This window comes from Microbacterium sp. C5A9 (assembly GCF_022627955.1).
In the GTDB taxonomy this organism is placed as follows: Bacteria; Actinomycetota; Actinomycetes; order Actinomycetales; family Microbacteriaceae; genus Microbacterium.
Window position 1 is genome coordinate 595,470 of sequence record NZ_JABXGD010000002.1, and the last position, 22,789, is coordinate 618,258.

The following is a 22,789-nucleotide window of genomic DNA, read 5'->3' on the forward strand; positions in this document are numbered from 1 at the left end:
CGTCGGCGTCGTCGCGTCAGGCGCGAACGGCACCGCCCTCTTCCGCCCAGTCCTCGATGCGCGACTCGTCATCGAAGTCCGCGGTCACGGGCCTGCGGTCGAAACTCACCGATTCGGCCAGTGCCACCACGGATGCCGCGCGATGCTGCTCGCGCTCCGAGGCGTCCTGGAATCGGATGGCGGCCAGATCGCGCTCCGCCTGCAGGCCGGCGCTGATATCGGCGAGGCGATCCGCGATGACGGCGGCGAGACCGTCGCGGAGCTCTTCCAGATTGGTGTTCGCGATCTCCAGGCGGCGGTCGGCCACGTGCAACTCGACGGTCGGGAAGCCGTTCGCGGACAGGTGGGCACGTGTCTCGCTGCCCTGGATGGCGGCGACCTCGTCGCGATCCGTCTTGCGCGTGAACACCGCTTCCACGGTGTAGCGGTCCGGGGCTTCATCGGTCATCAGCGCCGCGGGGAGCGAGCCGATCAGAATGGATTCCAGACCCAGCAGTTCGGGGCCATGCCCCGCGATCTTCAATTGTGCGTTCATGTGCTGACGTTACGCCCCCTACCTGTGCGCGTTCACAGCCGGTCGCGGCGCCTCGACACCCGCACAGCGGAGAGGTCCTCGCGCGTCGGGCGAATCGCTACCGGCGCGAGAACCCCTCTACCGGAGCCACGTTCCGACGGGCTCCCCATGGACCTGTCCGGCGCGTGCTCTGCGGGCACCGTACGCCTGACGCCTGCGCCGCGCCACCCCGTGGCGCACTGCCGCGCGCAGGCGTACGCTGGGTGCTTCTCCGTCCGATCTGCACCGGACACCGCTCGGCTGATAGGTTAGGGTCTCCTAATCTTTCCCCGAGACGCTGGTGAGTTGACGATGTCGCTGATCGGACCCGACCCCGCCGAGTCGCTCGTCTGGCGTATCGACACCAACTCCTTCGACCTCACCGACCACGTCGAGTGGGAGTCGCACTCGCACGCCGACCGACATGAGCTTCTCTGGGGCACCCGCGGAGCCCTGTCCGCCGAGACGACGGACGGCTACTTCGCCATCCCCGGCTCACTGGGCCTCTGGATTCCCGCGGGCACCGAGCACCGCGTCGCGGCTGCGCCCGGCACGACGTTCCGCTGCACGTTCATCGACGCGGACCTGCCGTCGATCGCCGCAACGACCACCGCGGTCGCGATCCCCGAGGTCGTGCGGGTGGTGCTCGAACGCCTGGAGGCAGCACCGTATCTCGCGCCGTCTCCGCGGCGCCACGCCGAGGAGCTGACGGTCAGCCTGCTCGAACCCGTCGAGGTCTCGACGATCGACCTCCCGCTTCCGCTCGATATGAGGACACGCCAGGTGGCGCAGGCACTGCTGTCGGATCCTGCCGACGACCGCTCCATCGAGGACTGGGGTCGACACGTCGGCGCGAGCGCTCGCAACCTGTCGCGTCTCTTCGTGGCGGAGACGGGGCTGAGCTTCTCGACCTGGCGCACGCGGGCGCGCATGCGTCGGGCGATCGAGTGGCTCGCGGCCGATCACACCGTGGCGTACGTCAGCCGCCGGTCCGGCTACTCGACCCCGAGCGCCTTCGTGCAGGCCTTCCGGCGCGAGCTCGGACGCACTCCTGGAGAGTTCGCATCGATGCGCAGCGACGCTGCCAAGAAGTCGGCCTGAGCGCGACAGCGGCTGGCGGCTGAGCGACATCCCGCCCCTCCATACTGGGTAAGCCAAGCCTTAGCTAACTTTCTTGGCGCCTCCCGAACCCCCCTGGAAGACGACCCATGCGCTCCACTCCCCTCTCGCTCCTCGCGCTCGCTGCGACCGCCCTTCTGCTGACCTCCTGCGCCGGCTCCACCGCGGCAGGTTCCTCGGCACAGACCGACACGGTCGAGTTGACCACCCCCGCCGGTGCGGACATCGAGATCCCCACCGAACCGCAGTCGGCACTCGGCTTCTACACGACCGATCTCGACATCCTCATCACCCTCGGTTTCGAGCTCGCCGACACGCAGCCGATCCGCGACGACTTCACGGCCTTCCCCGACTTCTTCCCCCAGGAGGAGCTCGAGGGACTCGACACGTTCGGCAACTTCCCCGAGTTCAACCTCGAGGCCGTGCTCGAGGCCGAGCCGGACTTCATCCTCAACGGCCTCGGCTACGAGGAGGATCTCGACGGCAAGCTGCAGAAGATCGCCCCCACCTACACGTACAACGCGTTCGACGGCGGCGACTGGCGCGACGTCGTCGCACAGGCGGCGTCCGACCTCGGTCGCGAGGAGCAGTGGCAGGCATGGGTCGAGCAGTACGAAGCCCGCGTCGCCGACATCAGGGCCCGCCTCGACGCCGCGGACATCCACCCCGTCGTCGCCGACGTCGGATACTTCGAGGGTCAGGTGACGACCTCCTGCCACGGCGTGCCGTGCCTCGTCTTCGCCGACCTCGGCCTCGAGATGCACGAGCTCATGAACGCGACCGACGAAGGTCTCCCGGCCAGCGAGGACTACACCCAGCTCAGCCCGGAGCAGGTGGGCCAGCTCGAGGGCGTCGACGTCGTCTTCACGGGCGCGAACGAAGACGGCACCGTCTGGATCGAGGACGACGCCGCGCTCCAGCAGAATCAGCTCTGGCAGAATCTCTCCTTCGTCTCGGGCGGCGCCTACCACCCCTACAACTACGAGATGATCTACGGCTCCCCCAGCGGCCAGGACGCGTTCCTGACCGTGGTCGAGAAGGCGCTCCTCGGATGAGCGTCAACCTGGTGCACCGCATCGTCGCCCAGCGCGTCGAGCGCCTCAGCCCCGGCATGGTCCGCATCGTGTTCGGCGGCGACGGACTCGAGGGATTCGTCTCCACCGAGGTCGGCGACGAGTACTTCCGCGTGTTCTTCCCCCTCGAAGGACAGGACGAACCGAACCTCCCCTTCCCCACCGACGACGGGTACTGGGACTTTCCCGAGGGCGTCGAGCCCGCCCCGATGCGCACCTACACGGTTCGCGAGTGGGATGCTGCGAGCCGCGAGCTCACGATCGACTTCGTCGTGCATGACGGTGGCGTCGCCGCGGCCTGGGCGCTGCGTGCGCAACCGGGCGACGTCGTGGGAGTGAACACCCCGAAGGGTCTGTACGATCCCCCGGCGGACATCGAGTGGCAGCTGCTCATCGCGGATGCCACCGGGCTTCCCGCTGCGGCGCGCCTGGCCGAGAACGCTCCTGCCGGTGTGCGCACCCGCGTGGTGCTCGAGGTCTCGACTCCCGACGACGAGCTCCCTCTCACACCCGCCGACGGCGTCGAGCTGCACTGGGTGCACGGCGGCAACGGCCACGCCCCCACCCGCATCGAGGAGGTCCTGCGGGCATCCGAGCTCCCCAGCGGCCCGGGGTACGTCTGGGTGGCCGGCGAGACGAAGGCGACCCGCGGGGTCCGCAAGCACCTCCGACATGAGCTCAAGCTGCCTGCCTCCGCCTACAAGGTCATCGGCTACTGGACCGAGAACGCGGAGGCCTGGCGCGAGCGGTACGACTCCCTCGACGAGGGCGTCCACGCCCGCCTCCGCGCGATGTGGGACGACGACACCCGCCCCGCGGAAGACATCGAGGAGGCCTACGAGGCCGAGCTCGAGAAGCTGGGTCTGTGACCCCGCCCCGATGACCATCCGCTCATGACCTCCGTCCTCATCGAGGAGCAGGCGGCCCGGGTCTCGGCCACGCGTCGAGGCCTGGTCGTCCTCCTGCTCGCCGTCGCGCTCGCGCTCGCCTCCGTCGCCAGCATCGTCCTCGGCTCCCAGCGCATCGGCATCGACGAGGTGTGGCTCGGCCTCACCACGGGCGAGGGAGATCACGGCGCGATCGTCCAGGGGATGCGCATCCCCCGCACGGTGATCGGGCTCGCCGTCGGTGCTGCGCTCGGAATCGCCGGCGCACTCATCCAGGGCTTCACGCGCAACCCGCTCGCAGACCCCGGCATCCTCGGGGTCAACGCCGGAGCCAGCCTCGGCGTGACGATCGGCGTCGCGTTCTTCGGCGTCAGCGCCGCCAGCGGCTACATCTGGTTCTCCTTCGCGGGGGCGATCATCGCCACCGTGCTCGTGTACCTGATCGGCTCGGCAGGGCGCACCGCGCCCGACCCGATGCGCATGACGCTCTCCGGCGTCGCTCTCGGCGCCGTCATGGGCGGTGTCGTGGCAGCGATCGGGCTCCTGAACCCCGAGGTCTTCAACACCATGCGCTCGTGGAACGCGGGCTCCCTGAGTGCACTGACGCCCGACGTGTACACCGTGCTCCCGTTCCTCGCACTCGGACTCGTGCTCGCCTTCTGCCTCGCGCCGTCCCTCAACGCGCTGGCGCTCGGCGACGACCTCGCCACGGCGCTCGGGTCACGTGTCGTGCTCACCCGCGTGCTGTCGATCGTCGCGGTGACGCTGCTCTGCGGGGCGGCCACGGCCGCGGCGGGGCCCATCGCCTTCGTCGGGCTGATGGTCCCCCACGCGGTCCGCTGGTTCGTGGGTCCCCATCAGGGGTGGATCCTTCTGGGCACCCTGCTCGCCGCTCCCCTGCTGCTGCTGACGGCTGACGTCGTCGGTCGCCTGGTCCTCACGACCGGAGAGCTGCCGGTGTCGGTGGTGACCGCGCTGATCGGCGCGCCGGTGCTCATCGCGCTCGTGCGCCGACGGAAGGTGAGCGGACTGTGACCGCGCTTCTCCCTTCCCCCGCTGCGGTCGACGCGGGGCGCCGCGTCTTCGCGCCGCAGTCCCCGGTCTTCTCCCGCCGCATCGGCGTGCGTGCCACCGTGGTGACCCTCGCCGCCCTGCTGGCCGCCACCGCCGTCGGCGTCTTCGCACTGACCCTCGGCGACGCCGCCTTCTCCCCCGGCGAGGTGGTCATGACGCTGCTCGGGCTCGGCGAGCCGCGTGCCGAACTGGTGATCATCGAATGGCGGCTGCCGAGGGTGCTGGCCGCTCTCGTGTTCGGCCTCGCGCTCGGCATCGGCGGAGCGATCTTCCAGTCGCTCACCCGGAACCCGCTCGGCAGTCCTGACGTGATCGGATTCGATGCAGGCGCGTACACCGGAGCCCTGATCGTCATCACGACCATGGGCATCAGCACCGTGTCGACCGCCGTCGCGGCGCTCGTCGGCGGAGCCGCGACGGCACTGCTGGTATACCTCCTGGCATTCCGGCGCGGCTTCACGGGCTTCCGGCTCATCATCGTCGGAATCGGCGTCGCATCGATGCTCGCCTCGGTGAACACCTGGATCATCCTCAACGCCGATCTCCGAGTCGCGATGCTCGCCAGTGCGTGGGGCGCGGGATCGCTCAACGTGATCACCGCCGACCAGGTCGGGATCGCGACGTGCGTGATCGTGCCGATCGCCATCGCGGTGGCGATGCTGGCCGATCGGATGCACCTGCTCGAGCTCGGCGACGATACGGCATCGGCTCTCGGAGTCCGCACCGGTGGCGTTCGTCTCGCGCTCGTCATCCTCGGCGTCTGCCTCACGGCGTCGGTGACGGCGGTGGCCGGTCCCATCGCCTTCATCTCCCTCGCTGCTCCGCAGATCGCTCGTCGCCTGACCGGGTCGGCGAGCGTGACCGTGACCGCCTCGGCCGCGGTCGGCGCGCTGCTGCTCGTCTCGAGCGACGTGCTGGCCCAGCGGCTCTTCGCCCCCACGCAGATCCCCGTCGGCATCGTCACGGTCTGTCTCGGTGGCGTGTACCTGGTCTGGCTGCTCATTCAGGAAGCGAGAAGACGATGACCCTCATCGACGCAGAGACCTCACCCGCCCGCGCAGAGGTCTCCCCTCGGCTCAGCGCCAGGGACCTGACGATCGGCTACGACGGCCGCGTCGTCTCCGAGCACCTCGGGATCGACATCCCCACGGGGTCCTTCACGGTCATCGTCGGGCCCAACGCGTGCGGCAAGTCGACACTGCTGCGCGCCTTCGCGCGATTGCTGCGCCCGAAGGCCGGAGAGGTCCTGCTCGACGGGCGTCAGATCACGGAGCTCCCGACCAAGGAGATCGCCCGGCGTCTCGGCCTGCTCCCCCAGACGTCGATCGCTCCGGACGGCATCCGCGTGTCAGACCTGGTCGCGCGCGGGCGCCATCCGCATCAGACGATCCTCCGCCAGTGGTCGCACGACGACCAGTCGGCCGTCGCCGCGGCCCTCGCGGCGACGGGCACGACGGAGCTCGCCGGCCGGCTGGTCGACGAGCTCTCGGGCGGGCAGCGCCAGCGCGTATGGGTCGCGATGCTCCTCGCCCAGGAATCGCCGACCATGCTGCTCGACGAGCCGACGACCTTCCTCGACATCGCCCATCAGTACGATCTGCTGCGGCTGTTCCATCGTCTGCACCAGGAGGGGCGCACGATCGTCGCGGTACTGCACGACCTCAACCAGGCTGCTCGGTTCGCCGATCACATGATCATGATGCGGGACGGCCGCATCGTCGCATCCGGCGATCCTGCCTCCATCGTGACGTCGGAGCGCGTCGAGGAGGTCTTCGGGTTGTCGTGCTCGATCATCGCCGATCCGCACACCGGAACCCCGCTCGTCGTACCCCGGTGACCGTGGCTCGGAGGAGGGGGCGATGCCGGGCATCGCCCCCTCCTCCGACCGCGCTGCGCCCGCCGCGCCGCTCAGACGGTGCCGAAGGGATTGTCGATCGCGTAACGCCAGCCATGCTCGTCATCGTGGACCGCGACGTCGGCGGTGCTGCCGCTCAGAAAGACCTCGGAGCCGTCCGGGCCCGTGCCCTCGATGGTCCAGTCCGCGACCGCGAGTCCGACGGCCCCGGTCTGATGCACCTGGCGCACGCTCATCGTGATCGGCAGCCCGAGCGCGAGGAACTGCTCGAGGGCCCCGCGGATCGACGCCTCACCGGTGACCGGGTGCCCCGGAGCCGGCACGAACACCGCGTCCGGAGCGTTCAGAGCGAGCAGGCCCTCGATGTCTCGGGCATTGAAGCGCTCGGCGAAGGCGATGTTCAGCTGATCGAGCGCGGTGACAGGGGTCGTTGACATGATTCGTTCCTTCGTCGTCGTCGGGACCGCGAACACGGCCCATCGAGAAAGACGTGCGCGAGCGGCAGATGTGACAGGAGAAGTCGGTCGCGCAGATTCCCGGTTCAGCCGCGGAGGGCGCGGCGCGCACGCGAGATCCGCTGACGCGCCGCAGCAGGGGCGATCCCGAGCTCCTGCCCGATCTCCTGCGCCGTCATCCCGTCGACCGCGCTCATCAGCAGAGGATGACGGAGATCGTCGGGCAGCCTGTGGATGGCGCGGAACGCGGCTTCCAGGCGATCGCGCAGCTCCGCTTCCCCCTCGACGTCCTGCCCGGACGCCAGGGGCTCGCACAGCACCTCTCCGAGGTCGTCCTTGCGCGCTCTGCTCATGTCGATGGCCGTCGTCCGCACGATCGTGTCGAGCCATGCGCACAGGGGCCCGGCGTCGGACGAGCGCAGGGAACCGAGAGACCGCCACGCGCGCAGGGCCGCGTTCTGGGCCGCATCGTCCGCGTCGTCGATCGGCACGCCGAGAGAGATGCTGCGCCGGCGCAGACGACCGGGATCCGACCGGAGCAGGGAGCCGAGACGCTCGGAAGCGACGGCGGTGGTCTGGGCGTTCACGCGGGCCCTCTCGTGGGTACGGTCTCTCCGCCTCATGCTAGTGCGGACACCGACCTCAGCGCCGTCCTGTCGCGCCCGCAGGCCCGACGTCCGAGGCGGCGAGTACCGTGCCGACCATGATCACGACCATCCCGCTTCCCGGCCGCTGCGCGCTGTGCGGCCGGGCGGACGGCGAACGCGCGGGCGGCGCGCTCATCTGCTCGTGGTGCGGATGGCGCTACGGCGACTCCCCCGACGCCGATCTGCCCCGCCCGGTGATCGAGGTGGTGTACTACATCCGCTTCGACCGGCGTGTGAAGATCGGGACCAGCGGAAGGCCGCGACGGCGCCTCGCCAGCATCCGCCACGACGAGCTGCTTGCGTTCGAACGGGGAGGGCGTGACATCGAACAGGCGCGGCATCGGGAGTTCGCCGAGAGCCGCGAGGGCGGCGAGTGGTTCACGCTGGCACCGCGTCTCTCCGCGCACATCGACGGGATCCGCGCGGCGGGAGACCCCTGGCAGCTGTACGCGCGCTGGGTGTGCGCCGCACTGCAGAACTGAGGCCCCGCACGGGACCGATACCGTGCGGGGCCTCAGGGTCTATGCGTCAGGCGCGTGCCGTGGCCGTGACCTTCGCGGGCTGCGGCTGCGAGAAGATCACCACGAGGATGACGGCGACACCCACGACGACGTGAGGGACCCACACGTTCGGCGCCTCGGTCGAGAAGCCGAAGATCCACGGCGACAGCGCCAGGAACAGGCTCGCGACGATGTCGAAGACGAGGTGGACGGGCATCGGGATGAACCCGAAGGGGCCCCATTCGTACTTGGTGAACAGGCTGTAGACGATGAGTCCGACACCGAGCACGATCGGGATGATGACGGCCGGGCCGCCGATGCTGGCGAATCCGAACAGCCACGGTGCGGCGATCAATGCGACGCCGACGACGTAGTCGAGGATTCCGTGGACCTTGGTGGGGATGAAACGCATGATTCCTCCTTGGTGGCGTCGCATGCTGCGACTCACAGATGGTTCGCAGCAGGCGAGGAATCGGATTGCGGGACGGACGCTCCTACGCTGGGCGGATGACGTCAGCGCCCCCTCCCCGTGTCGTGGCGATGCTCCGGGTGCTCGTGGGCACCGCCGTGGTCGGCATCCTCGGGTACACCTACGTGATCGGCATCCCCCTGCGGGGAGCGAGCCTCTTCGACTACTTCGGCTACTTCACGAACCTCACGAGCCTGCTCACCGCGGTCGTGATGATCACCACCGGCGCTCTCGCACTGGGCGGGCGGCGCGCACCCGCCTGGCTGGTCAGCGCACGCGCGGTGTCCGTCGCATCGATGATCGTCGTGGCTCTCGTGTACAACCTCGTCGTACCCGGCACCGGCAGCGCTCCGGCCTGGGTGAGCATGACGCTGCACACGGCGCTCCCGCTGACGGTGCTGATCGACTGGGCGTTCGTCCCCGACCGTGCTCCTCAGCCCTGGAGGGACCTCTGGGTCGTGCTGCCCTATCCCCTGCTCTGGCTCACCGTCGTGCTGGTGCGCGGCGCGACCGACGGATGGGTGCCCTACGGATTCCTCCTCCCGGAGCGCGGGGCGTTCTCGCTCATGGTGACCGTCGCCGCGCTGCTCGCGACCCTGCTCGCCTCAGCGGCGGTGGTCTGGTCCGTCAGCCGGCTGCGGATCCCGCGACGGATGCCTGCGTCCGCCGACGGTCAGGCGGTCGCCCAGCCGTAGCGCCCGGCGAGGGCCGCCCTGACGCGGTCGTACCGCGAGCGATCGAGCACCGCCGCCTCTCGGCGCAGTCCCGTCTCGTGCACGCTGTACAGCTGCTCGATGTCGACCCAGGATTCACGCCCCTGAGAGTCCCACGCCCCGGAGCCGATCGACAGGTAGTCGCGATCGCGATCATGCGGCTTGCTGGTCATCCGCACCGCGTACACGCGGTCTGCGGACTGCCTGCCGATCACGAGCACGGGCCGATCCTTGCCGCGCCCGTCGCCTTCCTCGTAGGGGACCCACGTCCAGACGATCTCCCCCGCGTCGGGGGCGCCGTCGCGATCGGGCGCGTAGTCGATGCGGAGTCCGGAGATGCGGTCGGGATCGATGCGCACCGTCGCCGTCTCCGCCGCGGACGGCGAGCTGCGCACCTCCTCAGAGGTGCGCAGACGCGCGTCCGGGCGCCTCGGACGGGGTGTTGTCCGAGACGCCCGGTCAGATCCCAGCGCCGTGAGAAGGATCTCCGCGAGTCTTGTCAGGATGCCGTTGCTCTTAGCCACACGGTCACCCTAACCGCATGTCACGCGTCCGCGAGCGCGTAGCCCTCCTCGCCGTGGACGACCTGGTCGACACCGGCGATCTCGTCTTCGTTCGTGACGCGGAAGCCGATCGTCTTCTCGATCGCGAAGCCGATGATGAAGGCGACCACGAAGGAGTAGATCAGCACACCCAGCGCGGCGATCGCCTGCACAGCGAGCTGGCGGGCGTCGCCACCCACGAACAGGCCGGTGCCGGTCGCGAAGAACCCGAGGTAGAAGGTACCGATCAGACCGCCGACGAGGTGGATGCCGACGACGTCGAGCGAGTCGTCGAAGCCGAAGCGGAACTTCATCTCGATCGCGAGGGCGCAGACGATACCGGCGATGGCGCCGAGGAGCAGCGACCAGCCGGGGGTCAGGTTGGCACAGGCGGGAGTGATGGCGACGAGGCCGGCGACGGCACCCGATGCGGCACCGACCGAGGTGGGCTTGCCGTCCTTGATCTTCTCGACGAGGATCCATCCGAGGATCGAGGCTGCGGTCGCGCCGAGCGTGTTCAGGCCGATGAGGCCGACTCCGCCCATGTCCTCCGCGAGCCACTCGGCACCGGCGTTGAAGCCGAACCAGCCGAACCAGAGCAGAGCAGCACCGAGAAGAGTCAGCGGCACGTTGTGCGGCTTCAGGATGCCCTTCTGGAAGCCGATGCGCTTTCCGAGGACAAGGGCGAGAGCGAGAGCTGCGGCACCGGCGTTGATGTGGACGGCGGTTCCACCGGCGTAGTCGATGACGCCGATCCCGCTGTCCTCACCGAAGAGGGTGGTGCCGAGGTTCATGATCCAGCCACCGCCCCAGACCCAGGCGGCGACCGGGAAGTAGCCGACGGTGGCGAACACGCCGGCGAAGATCAGCCAGCTGCCGAACTTGGCACGGTCGGCGATCGCACCGGAGATCAGCGCGACCGTGATGATCGCGAAGGTGGCGCCGTATGCGACACCCAGAAGAGCCACGTTCGAGCCCTCACCGGCGGCGAGAGACGAGAGGCCGATGTCGGCGAAGGGGTTGCCTGCGAAGGCGGTGGGGCTGTCGACGGCGCTCATCGAGAATCCGAAGAGGATCCAGAGCACTGCCACGAGTCCGATCGAGCCGAAGCTCATCATCATCATGCTGACGACGCTCTTGGCCTTCACGAGGCCGCCGTAGAAGAAGGCGACGCCGGGCGTCATGAGCAGTACGAGGGCGGTCGCGGTGATCGCCCAGGAGATGTTGCCTGGAGCATCCATAGTCAAACCTCACATTCGGGAACTGAGAGCTTCAGTGTGACGAGGCCCGATTTCCGGAATGCGTGAAGTTTGTTGCCGGGGTGTTACAGGCACAGCCCCCGTGTGAACATCGCGTTACGCGACACTGCGATCCGCGTGTGTGAGTGCATTGAGTCTGGAGATAGCGCGCAGATACTTCTTGCGATATCCCCCGCCCAGCATCTCTTCCGCGAAGACCTGATCGAGGCTCACACCCGTCGCGACGATCGGGATCTGCGCGTCGTAGACGCGGTCGACGAACGCGACGAAGCGCAGCGCCTCCGACTGATCGGTCAGGACGTGCACACCGCGCAGACCGACGAGATCGAGTCCGGTGATCACCCGGAGGTAGCGCGAGGGATGCACGCGCGCGAGGTGACGGATCACGTCGGCGAACGGATCGTCGGATGCGGTTCCCGCAGCGGAGCCTGCGGCGATCGCGTCGGAGTAGGTCGCCTCATCGCTCACCACGGCGTGCCCGTCGAGCGCGCGCTGACGGAAGTCGACGCCGTCGATGCGGAGCGTCTGGAAGCTGTCGGACATCGCATGGATCTCGCGGAGGAAGTCCTGAGCGGCGAAGCGCCCCTCGCCCAGGGCGTTCGGCGGGGTGTTCGAGGTCGCCGCGAGCTTCGTGCCGGTCGGCACGAGCTCGCCGATCAGCCGTGTCATCACCATCGTGTCCCCGGGATCGTCGAGCTCGAACTCGTCGATGCAGAGCAGGTCGGCGCCCTTGAGCAGGTCGACGGTGTTCTTGTAGCCGAGCGCACCCACCAGTGCCGTGTACTCGATGAACGACCCGAAGTACTTCCTCCGGGCCGGCATCGCGTGATAGATCGACGCGAGCAGGTGCGTCTTGCCGACGCCGAATCCGCCGTCGAGATAGACGCCCGGCTTCATCTCGGGCTCCTTCTTCGCCCGGCTGAAGAGACCGCCGCGTTTGGCGGGGGCACCTCGACCCGCGAAGCGGATGAGCGTCTCCTTCGCCTCCTCCTGCGAGGGATACGCCTCGTCGGCCCGGTAGCTCTCGAAGGTCGCGCCGTCGAACTGCGGCGGCGGCACCAGACTGGCGAGCATCTCGGGACCGGTGACGGTCGGCTGGCGATCGGTGAGGTGCACGATGCCCGTGCGGGTGGGCGTGTCGGTCATCACGGTCCTGTATCGGGGGCGCACCTGTGTCGAAGTCTTACGAATCGGGTGCAGTGCGCTCGGCGTGGATCTATCGTCGAAGTGACGGATCAACACTACGCCGTCCGCACCCGGCATCATCGCCGCTCACAGTCTGAGGAGATCCCTGTGGCCATCGAGTTCGACACGTCGTCACCCAAGTTCGCCGAGTACGCCGAACCCGGCCGCCTCGTCACCACGGAATGGCTCGCCGAGCGCCTCGGCCAGCCCGGACTCGTGGTGGTCGAGTCCGACGAGGACGTCCTGCTCTACGAGACCGGCCACATCCCGGGTGCGGTGAAGGTCGACTGGCACACCGAGCTCAACGACCCGGTCGTGCGCGACTACGTCGACGGCGAGGGCTTTGCGAAGCTGCTCAGCAGCAAGGGCATCTCCCGTGACGACACCGTCGTCATCTACGGCGACAAGAACAACTGGTGGGCGGCGTACGCCCTGTGGGTCTTCTCGCTCTTCGGTCACGAGGACGTGCGTCTGCTCGACGGCGGTCGCGATCGCTGGATCGCCGAGGGCCGCGAGATCACGCGCGACGCCCCGACGGTGACCCCCACCGAGTACCCGATCGTCGAGCGTGACGACTCGGTCATCCGCGCCTACAAGGAGGACGTCCTCGCCCACATCGGCAACCCGCTGATCGACGTGCGCTCCCCCGAGGAGTACAGCGGTGAGCGCACCACGGCGCCCGCGTACCCCGAGGAGGGCACCCTGCGCGCCGGCCACATCCCGACCGCGCAGAGCGTCCCCTGGGCCAAGGCGGTCGCCGAGGACGGCGGGTTCCGGTCGCGCGCCGAGCTCGACGCCATCTACCGCGACGGTGCCGGCCTCGCCGACGGCGACGACGTCGTCGCGTACTGCCGCATCGGTGAGCGCTCCAGCCACACGTGGTTCGTGCTCAAGCATCTGCTCGGCTTCGAGAACGTCCGCAACTACGACGGATCCTGGACCGAATGGGGAAGCGCCGTCCGCGTTCCGATCGTGACCGGCTCCGAGCCCGGATCGCTCTGACCGTGTGAGAATGTCAGGGATGAGCACCAGCGAACTCCCTGACATCCTCGCCGACATCCGTGACGGCTTCCTCGAGACGCCCGAGGCCGACCGGCTGCTGCTGCTGCTCGAGTACTCCAATGAGCTCCCCGAGGTCTCCGAGGAGGTCGCGAATCACCCGGAGATGTGCGAGCGCGTCGCCGAGTGCCAGTCACCGGTGTACATCTACGTCGAGGTGATCGACGACATCGTGACCATGCACGCGACGGCGCCGCCCGAGGCTCCCACGACACGCGGCTTCGCCAGCATCCTGGTGCAGGGCCTCACAGGTCTCACGGCCGACGAGGTGCTCGCGATCCCCGACGACTATCCGCAGTCCATCGGTCTCACGAAGGCCGTCTCACCGCTGCGGATCGGCGGCATGACCGGAATGCTCATGCGCGCCAAGAAGCAGGTCAGGCAGAAGCGCTGAGCCCCTGGTCGCGGAGCCAGTCCGTGATCGCCGCGCTCCACCCCATCTGGTCGTAGTTCCACAGCTTGGTGTGCCTGGCGACCGAGAACCGCGGCATCGTCACGATGTCGGGGCGCGCTCGCTGTAGGGCGTGCGATGCGTCTGCGGGCACGAAGCCGTCGTCGTCGCTGTGCAGGATCAGGATAGGGAGGTCCAGCTCGTCCGCGCGCGCGACGATGTCGAGCCGGTCGAACGAGATCGCCTCATCCGCGCCGCTGAGACGCGCGGTCAGCGGCACCGAGAGTGCACCCATCGCGAGGTCCGGCAGCGGCGCCCGCATGCCCGCCTTCTTGGCCTGGAACCGCAGCACGGTGCGCCAGTCGACGACCGGCGACTCCAGGATGAGGCCGGCCAGCCGTCCGCGATTGCCGGAGTTGAGAGCCGTCTGCAGCGCGACCGCCCCACCCATGGACCAGCCCATCAGCACGACCCGCTCCGCGCCGCGGCGCAGCGCGTAGGAGATCGCGGCGTCGACGTCGCGCCACTCCGCCGCTCCGAGGGCGTAGGCGCCGCTCCGACTGCGCGGGGCTTCGCCGTCGTTGCGGTACGAGACCACGAGGTTCGGGAACCCGGCCGCGTGCAGCACGGGCACCGCGCGCAGGCACTCCGCACGGGTCACGCCGCGTCCGTGCACCTGGATCACCCAGGTCTTCGACTCTGCCGGGAAGAACCAGGCAGGGCATGGCCCCGCGGGCGAGCCGATCAGGACGTTCTCCCAGCGCAGGTGCAGCTCGCTCGGCGAAGAGTAGTACCACCCGCTGAATGCGGCGGCGCGGTCGACCCGTGCGCCCGGTTCGATCTGGGTGAGCAGCTTGCGTCTCACGGTGCCCGAGTCCGCGCCGAGCACGGCACCGAGCTTCACGTAACCGTGGGTGCCGGACGTGAACAGCCCATAGCGGCCCGGCAGCTCCGTATCGGGAGTGCGCGTGAGCTCGATGGTCTGCGCGCCGGTGTCGACCGCGAGGATCTCGACATCTGCGGGCCGCTTGGCCGGCAGAACCACCCGCCGGGCGATGCTGAGCACCAACAGCGTCATCGCCCCTCCGAGGGCGAACAATCCGGGGACAAGGAGCGCAACGGCGTGCCTGAGACTCTTCATCGCTTCCTGACTCTAGCCTGTTGCCGTGACCGCACACCCCGATGCCGGGACGATCTTCGACGCCGCCGTGGCGGAACTCCGTGACACGGCGTTCCGCACCGACCTCACGGTACGCGAGATCTCCACCCCCCAGGGCCTCGCGCCGTATGCGCTGGCGCTGGCCGCCGACGTCCGCCCCGACGACACCGGGGAGTCCGTGTACGGGACCGGCCGCTTCGTGCTGCTGTATGACCCGGAGGCCCCCACCGCCTGGGGCGGGGCATGGCGCATCGTGATCTTCGCTCAGGCTCCGCTCGAGACCGAGATCGGCACCGACCCGCTGCTCGCCGACGTCACGTGGTCGTGGCTCGTCGATGCGCTCGACTCTCGCGGCGCCCTGTACCACGCCGAATCCGGCACCTCGACGAAGACCCTCTCGAAGGGCTTCGGGGGCCTCGCCGACGAAGGCGACGGAGCGCAGATAGAATTGAGGGCGTCCTGGACGCCCGCAAGCCCCTTCCGACCGCACGTCGAGGCATGGGCTGAACTGGTGGGAATGCTGGCGGGTCTTCCGCCGGGTTCCGAGGGCATCGCCGTGATCGGCGCGCGAAAGGCAGCACGTGACTGAATACTCCGTGATCTCCGACGTCTCGGAGTTCCATGCGGCATGCGCCACGCTGGCCGCAGGAACCGGCCCGGTGGCCGTCGACGTCGAGCGGGCATCCGGATTCCGCTACTCGCAGCGGGCCTACCTCGTCCAGGTCTACCGGCGCGACGCCGGAGTCTTCCTGTTCGACCCACCGGCACTCGGCGACTTCAGCGCGCTGCAGGCCGCCATCGGCGACGTGCAGTGGATCTTCCACGCCGCCAGTCAGGACCTCCCCTCGCTCCGCGAGCTCGACCTCCTTCCGCCGTCGATCTTCGACACCGAGTTGGCATCGCGCCTGCTGGGGCACGAGCGCGTCGGGCTCGCCGCGGTCGTCGAGAGCACCCTGGGGATCACGCTCAAGAAGGAGCACTCGGCCGCCGACTGGTCGACGCGTCCCCTGCCCGCGGCATGGCTCGAGTATGCGGCTCTCGATGTGCTCCACCTCGTCGACGTGTATGAGGCGCTCACCCTCGAACTCGAAGAGCAGGGCAAGACCGAGTACGCGGCCGAGGAGTTCGCCGCGACGCTGACCCGGCTCCCCAAGCCCCCGCGCGAGGATCCCTGGCGCCGTCTGAGCGGACTGCATCAGGTGCGCGGCGCCCGCAATCTCGCCGTGGCTCGTGCGCTCTGGCAGGCGCGGGAATCGTTCGCTCAGGAGCAGGACGTGTCTCCCGGGCGCCTGGTGCCCGATCGCTCGCTCATCGCCGCAGTGCTCGCCAACCCGCAGAGCAAGCAGGCGCTCGCCGGCATCAAGGAGTTCCAGGGTCGAGCCAGCCGCACGCAGCTGGACCGCTGGTGGCAGGCCATGGTCGAGGGCCGCACCACCGAGGAGCTGCCCCGTGAGCGCGTGCCCAGCGACACCCTGCCGCCGCCCCGAGCCTGGTCGGACCGCAATCCCGAGGCCGACGCCCGGCTGAAGGCTGCGCGGCCGCTCGTCGAGGCCACGGCCGAAGAGCTCGGCATGCCGACCGAGAACCTGCTCACCCCGGATTACCTCCGACGCATCGCCTGGGATGTGCCGGGAACGACCCCGGAGGCGATCTCCGAGGCCCTCGCGACGCTCGGTGCGCGGCCGTGGCAGATTGCACAGACTGCACAGAAGATCGCCGCCGCCTTTGTAGAGGCGGCGCAACCCGCCGACGAGGCGTCCGCCCCCGCTTCGTAGGTTCGATCCAACCGATTCCTCCCGGTTTCGGGGCCTCCATAGACTGAGGCCACCGCACAAACTTGGAGGCAGAGTGGCCGAGATCTCGGACGTCTTCTTCGTCGATGGAGTGCGCACCCCCTTCGGGCGCGCCGGCGAAAAGGGCATGTACTGGAACACCCGCGCAGATGACCTCGCCGTGAAGGCGACCATCGGCCTGATGGAGCGGAACTCGGCCGTCCCGGCCGACCGCATCGACGATGTGGCGATCGCCGCGACGAGCCAGACCGGCGACCAGGGTCTCACCCTGGGCCGTTCCGTGGCGATCCTCGCCGGACTCCCGCAGACGGTGCCGGGCCTGGCCGTCGAGCGCATGTGCGCCGGCGCGATGACCAGCGTCACCACCATGGGCGCATCGATCGGCGTGGGCATGTACGACTTCGCCCTCGCCGGCGGTGTCGAGCACATGGGCCACCACCCGATCGGCGGCAACGCCGACCCCAACCCGCGCTTCGTGGCCGAGCGGATGGTCGATCCGGGCGCGCTGAACATGGGCGTCACGGCGGAGCGCATCTTCGACCGCTTCCCGCATCTGACCAAGGAGCGCTCCGACCGGTTCGGCATGCTCAGCCAGCACAAGGTGCAGGCCGCGTACGACGCCGGCAAGATCCAGCCCGACCTCGTGCCGGTGGCGACGAAGGATGCCGACGGCGCCTGGGGTCTCGCCACGGAGGACGAGGGCCGCCGTCCGCAGACCACGATGGAGGATCTCGCTGCGCTCAAGACCCCGTTCCGTCCGCACGGCCGAGTGACCGCCGGAACCTCGTCACCGCTCACCGACGGCGCGACGATGTCGCTGCTCGCGGGCGGTGGGGCGGTGAAGGAATTCGGACTCGCGCCGAAGATGCGCATGGTCTCGTTCGCCTTCGCCGGCGTGCAGCCGGAGATCATGGGCATCGGTCCGATCCCCTCGACCGAGAAGGCACTGAAGAAGGCGGGCCTGACGATCGCCGACATCGGCCTCTTCGAGCTGAACGAGGCGTTCGCGATCCAGGTCATCTCCCTGCTCGACCACTTCGGCATCGCCGACGACGACCCCCGCGTCAACCAGTGGGGCGGCGCCATCGCACTCGGACACCCGCTCGCGGCATCCGGTGTGCGTCTGATGATCCAGCTCGCGGCGCAGTTCGCCGAGCGCCCCGATGTGCGCTACGGCCTCACGGCCATGTGCGTCGGACTCGGCCAGGGCGGCTCCGTCATCTGGGAGAACCCGCACTACGACGGCAAGAAGAGGAAGTAAGCCCCGATGGCACACTCGATTTCCGAACAGTACGCGAACGTCGACTTCTCCCCCATCCAGGCCCTCACCGACGGCGAGGTGATCACGCACAGCCCTGTGCGCGACATCCGGCTCGCGTCGGGCAAGGTGCTCGCGCTGATCACTCTCGACAACGGACGGGACCACACCCGCCCGAACACCCTGGGCCCCGCCACGCTCACGCAGCTCGGCGAGACACTCGACGGTCTCGCCGCTCGCGCGTCGGCCGGAGAGATCCAGGCGGTCGGCATCACCGGCAAGCAGTACATCCTGGCCGCCGGCGCCGACCTCTCCGACATCAGCAAGGTCGGCTCGCGCGACAACGCGCGCCTGATCGCGCAGCTCGGGCACAAGGTGCTGGGCAAGCTCGGCGAGCTCGGCGTCCCCTCGTTCGCGTTCGTCAACGGGCTCGCGCTCGGCGGCGGCCTCGAGATCGCGCTGAACTCCAGCTATCGCACGGTCGACGCCTCGGCTGCGGCGATCGCGCTCCCCGAGGTCTTCCTCGGCATCATCCCGGGCTGGGGCGGGGCGTACCTGCTGCCGAACCTGATCGGCATCGAGAACGCGCTCGAGGTCGTCATCTCCAACCCGCTCAAGCAGAACCGGATGCTGAAGCCGCAGCAGGCGTTCGACCTCGGCATCGTCGATGCGATCTTCCCCGCGGCGAACTACCTCGAGAACTCGCTGGCCTGGGCGGATGCCGTCCTCGGTGGTAAGAAGGTCGAGCGCAAGAACGAGCCGGGCAAGATCGAGCGCCTCACCAAGTGGCCGATCGCCATCAAGATGGCCCGCGGGATGCTCGAGTCGAAGATCGGCACCGTGCCCAAGTCGCCGTACGCCGCGCTCGAGCTCCTCGACAGGGCGAAGAGCGGCACGAAGGCCGAGGGCTTCGCCCGCGAGGACGAGGCACTCGCCGAGCTCGTGACGGGCGACCAGTTCGCGGCATCCATGTACGCGTTCGATCTCGTACAGAAGCGCGCGAAGCGGCCTGTGGGCGCGCCGGACAAGGCTCTCGCCAAGAAGGTCACCAAGGTCGGCATCATCGGTGCGGGGCTCATGGCCAGCCAGTTCGCGCTGCTGTTCGTGCGCAAGCTGCAGGTGCCGGTGCTGATCACCGACCTCGACCAGGCGCGCGTCGACAAGGGCGTGGCGTACATCCACGAGGAGATCGGCAAGCTCGAGGGCAAGGGGCGCCTGGACGCGGACTCCGCGAACAAGCTGCGTGCGCTCGTCACCGGCACCACCGACAAGAGCCTCTACGCGGACTGCGACTTCGTCATCGAGGCCGTGTTCGAAGAGGTCGGCGTCAAGCAGCAGGTGTTCGGGGAGATCGAGAAGATCATCGCCGAGGACGCGATCCTCGCCACCAACACCTCGTCGCTCTCGGTCGAGGAGATCGGTGCGAAGCTCGCTCACCCCGAGCGTCTCGTCGGGTTCCACTTCTTCAACCCGGTCGCGGTGATGCCGCTGATCGAGATCGTGAAGACGCCGACGACGTCGGAGGGGGCACTCTCGACCGCGTTCGTCGTCGCGAAGAACCTCGGCAAGAACGCGGTGCTCACCGCGGATGCTCCGGGCTTCGTGGTGAACCGTCTGCTGGCCAAGGTCATGGGCGAGGCTGCGCGCGCGGTGTACGAGGGCACCCCGATCACCGACGTGGAGAAGGCGTTCGCGCCCCTCGGACTTCCGATGGGGCCCTTCCAGCTGATCGACCTGGTCGGGTGGAAGGTCGCCGCTCACGTGCAGGACACGATGGCGCACGCGTTCCCGGATCGCTTCTATGCGAACGAGAACTTCCACGCTCTCGCGGAGCTCGACGCGGTGATCGAGAAGGACAAGGGCGGCCGGGTGACCGGCTGGACGAAGCAGGCCGAGAAGCTGCTGAAGCCCGCCGTCGGCTCGACGCCCGCGTCGGCCGAAACGATCCTGCAGCGCGTTCAGGACGGGCTCGCGAGCGAGATCAAGCTCATGCTCGACGAGGGCGTGGTACCCGAGGTCGAGGACATCGACCTGTGCCTCATCCTCGGCGCCGGCTGGCCCTTCATCGACGGCGGGGCCTCGCCCTACCTCGATCGCGAGGGCGCCTCGCAGCGCGCCTTCGGCGGGGAGTTCCACACCCCGCAGATCCGCGGCATCGAGAACCGCTGATCGGATGCAGAGAAGGGGGTCGCGCTCGGCGCGGCCCCCTTCGTCATGTCCGCTGGTCGGATGCTACGCCGTCTGATCGGGGCGCTCGTCGACGTCCCCCGAGAGAGGCCAGAACGACAGCGCCCGCTCGGCGAGTGCGGTGATCGTCAACGACGGGTTCACCCCCGGATTCGCGGGTACCGCCGCCCCATCGACGACGTGCAGTCCCGGATGTCCCCACACGCGGTGGAAACGGTCGACGACGCCGGTCTCCGGCGATGCGGAGATCACCGCACCGCCCAGGAAGTGCGCGGTGAGCGGGATGCCGAAGACCTCGGGCCACGAGCCTCGCGCCTCCGCGGGCACGCCGCCCTCCTTCTGCATCCGCGCGGCGATCGCGGCGGCGGCACGGTGCGCCTGCGGCAGGTGGCTCGGATTCGGCTCCCCGTGCCCCTGCGTACTCGTCATGACCAGGCGTCCGAATCGCCGGCGCAGAGACAGCGTGAGCGAGTTGTCGACGGTCTGCATGACGAGGGCGATGATGCCGCGTTCGCTCCACCGCCGGAGAGACCCCAGGCGCAGCTGACGGATCGGCGCTCGGACGAGACGACCGACGAGGTGGCCCAGCCGGCGGCCCAGCGAGAGATCGCCCGGAACCATGATCGACGCGAGTGCTCCCATGAGGTTCGACCCGGGCCCGTACCGGACGTTCTCGACATGGGTGCGCTCGTCGACGTGGAACGAGGTCGTGATGGCGACGCCCCTCGCGAGGTCGAGGGAGGTCGGCACCCGGGTCGCGACAGCGCCGTCGAGCGCTTCGGAGTTGGTTCTCGTGAGTCGCCCGACGGCGTCGGACACTCGGGGAAGAGCACCGGAGTGCTTCATCCGATGCAGCAGCTGCTGGGTGCCCCAGGTGCCGGCGGCGAGGACGACCTGGCGGGCGCGGACAGTGCGTCGCTCACGACGCAGCCAGGCTCCGCTGCGCTCCGTCGTGACGGCGAACCCGCCGTCCGCGAGCTCACGCACCTCGATGACCGTGCGAAGCGGCTCGATCACCGCACCGCGCCGCTCCGCGAGAGCGAGGTAGTTCTTCATGAGGGTGTTCTTGGCACCGACACGGCATCCGACCATGCAGTTTCCGCAGAGCGTGCAGCCGGTGCGATCGGGGCCCTCTCCGTCGAAGAAGGGATCGGTCGTTCGCTCCCCCGGCTTCCCGAACCACACGCCCACAGGCGCGAGGCGGAAGGTGCCGCCGACGCCGAGATCCTCTGCAGCGCCTGCCATGATGCGTTCGACGGGGCCCGAATGCAGGTAGCGCTCGACCACGCCGAGCATCCGCTTCGCGGTCGCGTAGTGCGGTGCCAGCTCGGCGTCCCAGTCGGCGAGTCCCTCCCATTGCGGGTCCGTGAAGAACGACCCACCGGGCTGATAGAGGGTGTTGGCGTAGTTCAGCGAGCCACCCCCGACTCCTGCACCGGCGAGAATCATCACGTGTGGCAGGCGATGGATGCGCTGGATACCGTAGCAGCCGATCGCAGGCGCCCAGAGATAGCGACGCACGTCCCAGCTCGTCTTCGCGAAGTCCTCGTCCTCGAAGCGTCGCCCCGCCTCGTAGACCAGAACCCGGTAGCCCTTCTCGACCAGGCGCAGGGCCGCGACCGAGCCGCCGAACCCCGAACCGATCACGACGACGTCCTCGTCGAACGGCGTGCTCTCTCGTGCTTTGCTGCCGGTGTCAGGCACGATCTGCCTCCTTCGCCGTCGGCACCAGCACGGTGAGAGCAGCCGCCCGGATCCCGATCGTGCACTCGTCCTCTCCGATGCGCTCGCCGTCGGCGTACACGACGAGATCCGGTGCGCTCACCGTCACGGAGCGGGCGCGCCGGTGCACCACCTCGCGACGCGACAGGTGGGTACCTCGGAGCAACAGCGGGAACAGCCGCAGCAGTCGACGTCGGCTCAGTGGCGCGACCTGCACGAGATCGAGCAATCCGTCATCCGCTGCCGCTCCGGCGCACACCGGCATGCCGCCCCCGTAGCTCGCCGTGTTGCCGACGGCGACGAGAGTACCGGGCGACGCGACGGCCTCCGCTCCGTCGACGGACACCGTGAACGCCATCAGGCGCAGGCGCACGAGCTCGATCGCGAGAGCGAGGTAATAGCGCAGCACCCCGGGCGGCCACCGGAGCCGATTAGTGCGATCGCTCACCTTCGCATCGAAGCCGAGCGCCGCGATCGTGAGGAACGTCACCACGCGACCCGCGGTGCGGATCTCCCCGACGTCGATCGCCCGGGGCACGCCGGAGAGAGCGAGATCGGCCGCGGCGACCGGATCGTGGCGGGGCAGTCCCAGAGCCCGTGCGAGGTCGTTGCCGGTGCCGGCCGGCACCAGCGCGACGGGGACGGACACGGCGCAGAGCGCGTCGAGGATGCCCGACAGCGTGCCGTCTCCGCCGATGACCACAAGAACTCGGGGATGCTCCTCGAGTGCTCGCGTCGTCAGAGCCAGGCTCGATGCCGCGGAGTCACCGGCGAAGACGCGGACCTCGGCCCCGCTCCCACGCAGATGGGCCACGACCGCGTCGGTCTCCCGCCCACCACGCCCTTTGCCCGCGAAGGGGTTGGACAGCACGGCGACGTGGTCGACCAT

Annotated in this window: 24 protein-coding genes; 14 read left to right on the top strand and 10 right to left on the bottom strand. The window is 68.9% G+C overall.

Features of this window, described 5'->3' with window-relative positions; genetic code table 11:
- Nucleotides 1–16 precede the first annotated feature (16 nt).
- The gene (locus HWD99_RS06130) at nucleotides 17–535 is read right to left on the bottom strand and encodes a hypothetical protein (RefSeq protein ID WP_241795330.1); all 519 of its coding nucleotides are present in this window, start codon (nucleotides 533–535) and stop codon (nucleotides 17–19) included.
- Nucleotides 536–865: 330 nt separating this feature from the next.
- Here HWD99_RS06130 and HWD99_RS06135 point away from each other — a divergent pair, with 330 nt between their 5' ends.
- The 6 genes from HWD99_RS06135 to HWD99_RS06160 all read left to right on the top strand — a co-directional run bounded on the left by HWD99_RS06135 (nucleotide 866) and on the right by HWD99_RS06160 (nucleotide 6,543).
- The gene (locus tag HWD99_RS06135) at nucleotides 866–1,654 is read left to right on the top strand and encodes an AraC family transcriptional regulator (protein ID WP_241795447.1); all 789 of its coding nucleotides are present in this window, start codon (nucleotides 866–868) and stop codon (nucleotides 1,652–1,654) included.
- A gap of 107 nt (nucleotides 1,655–1,761) precedes the next feature.
- A complete protein-coding gene (locus HWD99_RS06140; RefSeq protein WP_241795331.1) occupies nucleotides 1,762–2,727 on the top strand; it encodes an ABC transporter substrate-binding protein in 966 nt (321 codons plus the stop codon).
- Nucleotides 2,724–3,614, top strand: coding sequence for a siderophore-interacting protein (locus HWD99_RS06145; RefSeq protein ID WP_241795332.1), 891 nt, complete (start codon nucleotides 2,724–2,726; stop codon nucleotides 3,612–3,614). The genes HWD99_RS06140 and HWD99_RS06145 overlap by 4 nt, the downstream gene beginning before the upstream one ends.
- A gap of 24 nt (nucleotides 3,615–3,638) precedes the next feature.
- Nucleotides 3,639–4,667 carry an iron chelate uptake ABC transporter family permease subunit gene (locus tag HWD99_RS06150; RefSeq protein WP_241795333.1) on the top strand — a complete coding sequence of 343 codons (1,029 nt, stop codon included), beginning with the start codon at nucleotides 3,639–3,641 and terminating at the stop codon, nucleotides 4,665–4,667.
- The gene (locus HWD99_RS06155) at nucleotides 4,664–5,731 is read left to right on the top strand and encodes an iron chelate uptake ABC transporter family permease subunit (RefSeq protein ID WP_241795334.1); all 1,068 of its coding nucleotides are present in this window, start codon (nucleotides 4,664–4,666) and stop codon (nucleotides 5,729–5,731) included. The genes HWD99_RS06150 and HWD99_RS06155 overlap by 4 nt, the downstream gene beginning before the upstream one ends.
- Nucleotides 5,728–6,543 (top strand): ABC transporter ATP-binding protein, encoded by an 816-nt coding sequence (locus tag HWD99_RS06160; RefSeq protein WP_241795335.1) that lies wholly within the window; start codon nucleotides 5,728–5,730, stop codon nucleotides 6,541–6,543. The genes HWD99_RS06155 and HWD99_RS06160 overlap by 4 nt, the downstream gene beginning before the upstream one ends.
- 71 nt (nucleotides 6,544–6,614) lie before the next feature.
- Here the strand turns inward: HWD99_RS06160 and HWD99_RS06165 are convergent, their stop codons facing one another.
- Nucleotides 6,615–6,998: a nuclear transport factor 2 family protein gene (locus tag HWD99_RS06165; RefSeq protein WP_241795336.1), complete on the bottom strand. Its 384-nt coding sequence runs from the start codon at nucleotides 6,996–6,998 to the stop codon at nucleotides 6,615–6,617.
- Nucleotides 6,999–7,102: 104 nt separating this feature from the next.
- Nucleotides 7,103–7,603, bottom strand: a complete 501-nt coding sequence (locus HWD99_RS06170) for an RNA polymerase sigma factor (protein WP_241795337.1) — start codon at nucleotides 7,601–7,603, stop codon at nucleotides 7,103–7,105.
- A gap of 116 nt (nucleotides 7,604–7,719) precedes the next feature.
- On the opposite strand from HWD99_RS06170, the gene HWD99_RS06175 reads away from it, so the two are divergent.
- Complete coding sequence (locus HWD99_RS06175; protein WP_241795338.1) at nucleotides 7,720–8,145, top strand: GIY-YIG nuclease family protein; 426 nt, start codon at nucleotides 7,720–7,722, stop codon at nucleotides 8,143–8,145.
- Nucleotides 8,146–8,191: 46 nt separating this feature from the next.
- Here HWD99_RS06175 and HWD99_RS06180 read toward each other — a convergent pair whose 3' ends face one another.
- On the bottom strand, nucleotides 8,192–8,575 hold the full coding sequence (locus HWD99_RS06180; protein WP_241795339.1) for an SPW repeat protein: 384 nt from the start codon (nucleotides 8,573–8,575) through the stop codon (nucleotides 8,192–8,194).
- 95 nt (nucleotides 8,576–8,670) lie between these two features.
- Between HWD99_RS06180 and HWD99_RS06185 the strand changes: the two genes are divergently transcribed.
- On the top strand, nucleotides 8,671–9,327 hold the full coding sequence (locus HWD99_RS06185; RefSeq protein ID WP_241795340.1) for a Pr6Pr family membrane protein: 657 nt from the start codon (nucleotides 8,671–8,673) through the stop codon (nucleotides 9,325–9,327).
- Here HWD99_RS06185 and HWD99_RS06190 read toward each other — a convergent pair.
- From HWD99_RS06190 to zapE, 3 genes are all read right to left on the bottom strand, one after another.
- Nucleotides 9,306–9,869: a type II toxin-antitoxin system PemK/MazF family toxin gene (locus HWD99_RS06190; protein ID WP_241795341.1), complete on the bottom strand. Its 564-nt coding sequence runs from the start codon at nucleotides 9,867–9,869 to the stop codon at nucleotides 9,306–9,308. The genes HWD99_RS06185 and HWD99_RS06190 overlap by 22 nt on opposite strands.
- 20 nt (nucleotides 9,870–9,889) lie before the next feature.
- On the bottom strand, nucleotides 9,890–11,128 hold the full coding sequence (locus HWD99_RS06195) for an ammonium transporter (RefSeq protein WP_241795342.1): 1,239 nt from the start codon (nucleotides 11,126–11,128) through the stop codon (nucleotides 9,890–9,892).
- 114 nt (nucleotides 11,129–11,242) lie between these two features.
- Nucleotides 11,243–12,292 carry a cell division protein ZapE gene (zapE, locus tag HWD99_RS06200; protein WP_241795343.1) on the bottom strand — a complete coding sequence of 350 codons (1,050 nt, stop codon included), beginning with the start codon at nucleotides 12,290–12,292 and terminating at the stop codon, nucleotides 11,243–11,245.
- 147 nt (nucleotides 12,293–12,439) lie between these two features.
- Here zapE and HWD99_RS06205 point away from each other — a divergent pair, with 147 nt between their 5' ends.
- Nucleotides 12,440–13,333: a sulfurtransferase gene (locus tag HWD99_RS06205; protein WP_241795344.1), complete on the top strand. Its 894-nt coding sequence runs from the start codon at nucleotides 12,440–12,442 to the stop codon at nucleotides 13,331–13,333.
- 19 nt (nucleotides 13,334–13,352) lie between these two features.
- Nucleotides 13,353–13,784 carry a SufE family protein gene (locus tag HWD99_RS06210; RefSeq protein WP_241795345.1) on the top strand — a complete coding sequence of 144 codons (432 nt, stop codon included), beginning with the start codon at nucleotides 13,353–13,355 and terminating at the stop codon, nucleotides 13,782–13,784.
- On the opposite strand, the gene HWD99_RS06215 is transcribed toward HWD99_RS06210, so the two are convergent.
- Complete coding sequence (locus HWD99_RS06215; RefSeq protein WP_241795346.1) at nucleotides 13,768–14,922, bottom strand: alpha/beta hydrolase; 1,155 nt, start codon at nucleotides 14,920–14,922, stop codon at nucleotides 13,768–13,770. The two genes, HWD99_RS06210 and HWD99_RS06215, sit on opposite strands and share 17 nt — an antisense overlap.
- 25 nt (nucleotides 14,923–14,947) lie before the next feature.
- On the opposite strand from HWD99_RS06215, the gene HWD99_RS06220 reads away from it, so the two are divergent.
- The 4 genes from HWD99_RS06220 (at nucleotide 14,948) to HWD99_RS06235 (ending at nucleotide 20,160) form a co-directional block, all read left to right on the top strand.
- On the top strand, nucleotides 14,948–15,529 hold the full coding sequence (locus HWD99_RS06220; RefSeq protein ID WP_241795347.1) for a DUF3000 family protein: 582 nt from the start codon (nucleotides 14,948–14,950) through the stop codon (nucleotides 15,527–15,529).
- Nucleotides 15,522–16,715 carry a ribonuclease D gene (locus HWD99_RS06225; RefSeq protein ID WP_241795348.1) on the top strand — a complete coding sequence of 398 codons (1,194 nt, stop codon included), beginning with the start codon at nucleotides 15,522–15,524 and terminating at the stop codon, nucleotides 16,713–16,715. The genes HWD99_RS06220 and HWD99_RS06225 overlap by 8 nt, the downstream gene beginning before the upstream one ends.
- A gap of 73 nt (nucleotides 16,716–16,788) precedes the next feature.
- The gene (locus tag HWD99_RS06230; protein ID WP_241795349.1) at nucleotides 16,789–17,994 is read left to right on the top strand and encodes a thiolase family protein; all 1,206 of its coding nucleotides are present in this window, start codon (nucleotides 16,789–16,791) and stop codon (nucleotides 17,992–17,994) included.
- 6 nt (nucleotides 17,995–18,000) lie between these two features.
- Entirely contained in the window at nucleotides 18,001–20,160 is a 2,160-nt protein-coding gene (locus tag HWD99_RS06235; protein ID WP_241795350.1) for a 3-hydroxyacyl-CoA dehydrogenase NAD-binding domain-containing protein, read from the top strand.
- A 63-nt stretch (nucleotides 20,161–20,223) separates the two neighbouring features.
- On the opposite strand, the gene HWD99_RS06240 is transcribed toward HWD99_RS06235, so the two are convergent.
- Together HWD99_RS06240 and HWD99_RS06245 are read right to left on the bottom strand one after the other, a co-directional pair.
- Nucleotides 20,224–21,882: a GMC oxidoreductase gene (locus HWD99_RS06240; RefSeq protein ID WP_241795351.1), complete on the bottom strand. Its 1,659-nt coding sequence runs from the start codon at nucleotides 21,880–21,882 to the stop codon at nucleotides 20,224–20,226.
- A complete protein-coding gene (locus HWD99_RS06245) occupies nucleotides 21,875–22,789 on the bottom strand; it encodes a YegS/Rv2252/BmrU family lipid kinase (RefSeq protein WP_241795352.1) in 915 nt (304 codons plus the stop codon). The genes HWD99_RS06240 and HWD99_RS06245 overlap by 8 nt, the downstream gene beginning before the upstream one ends.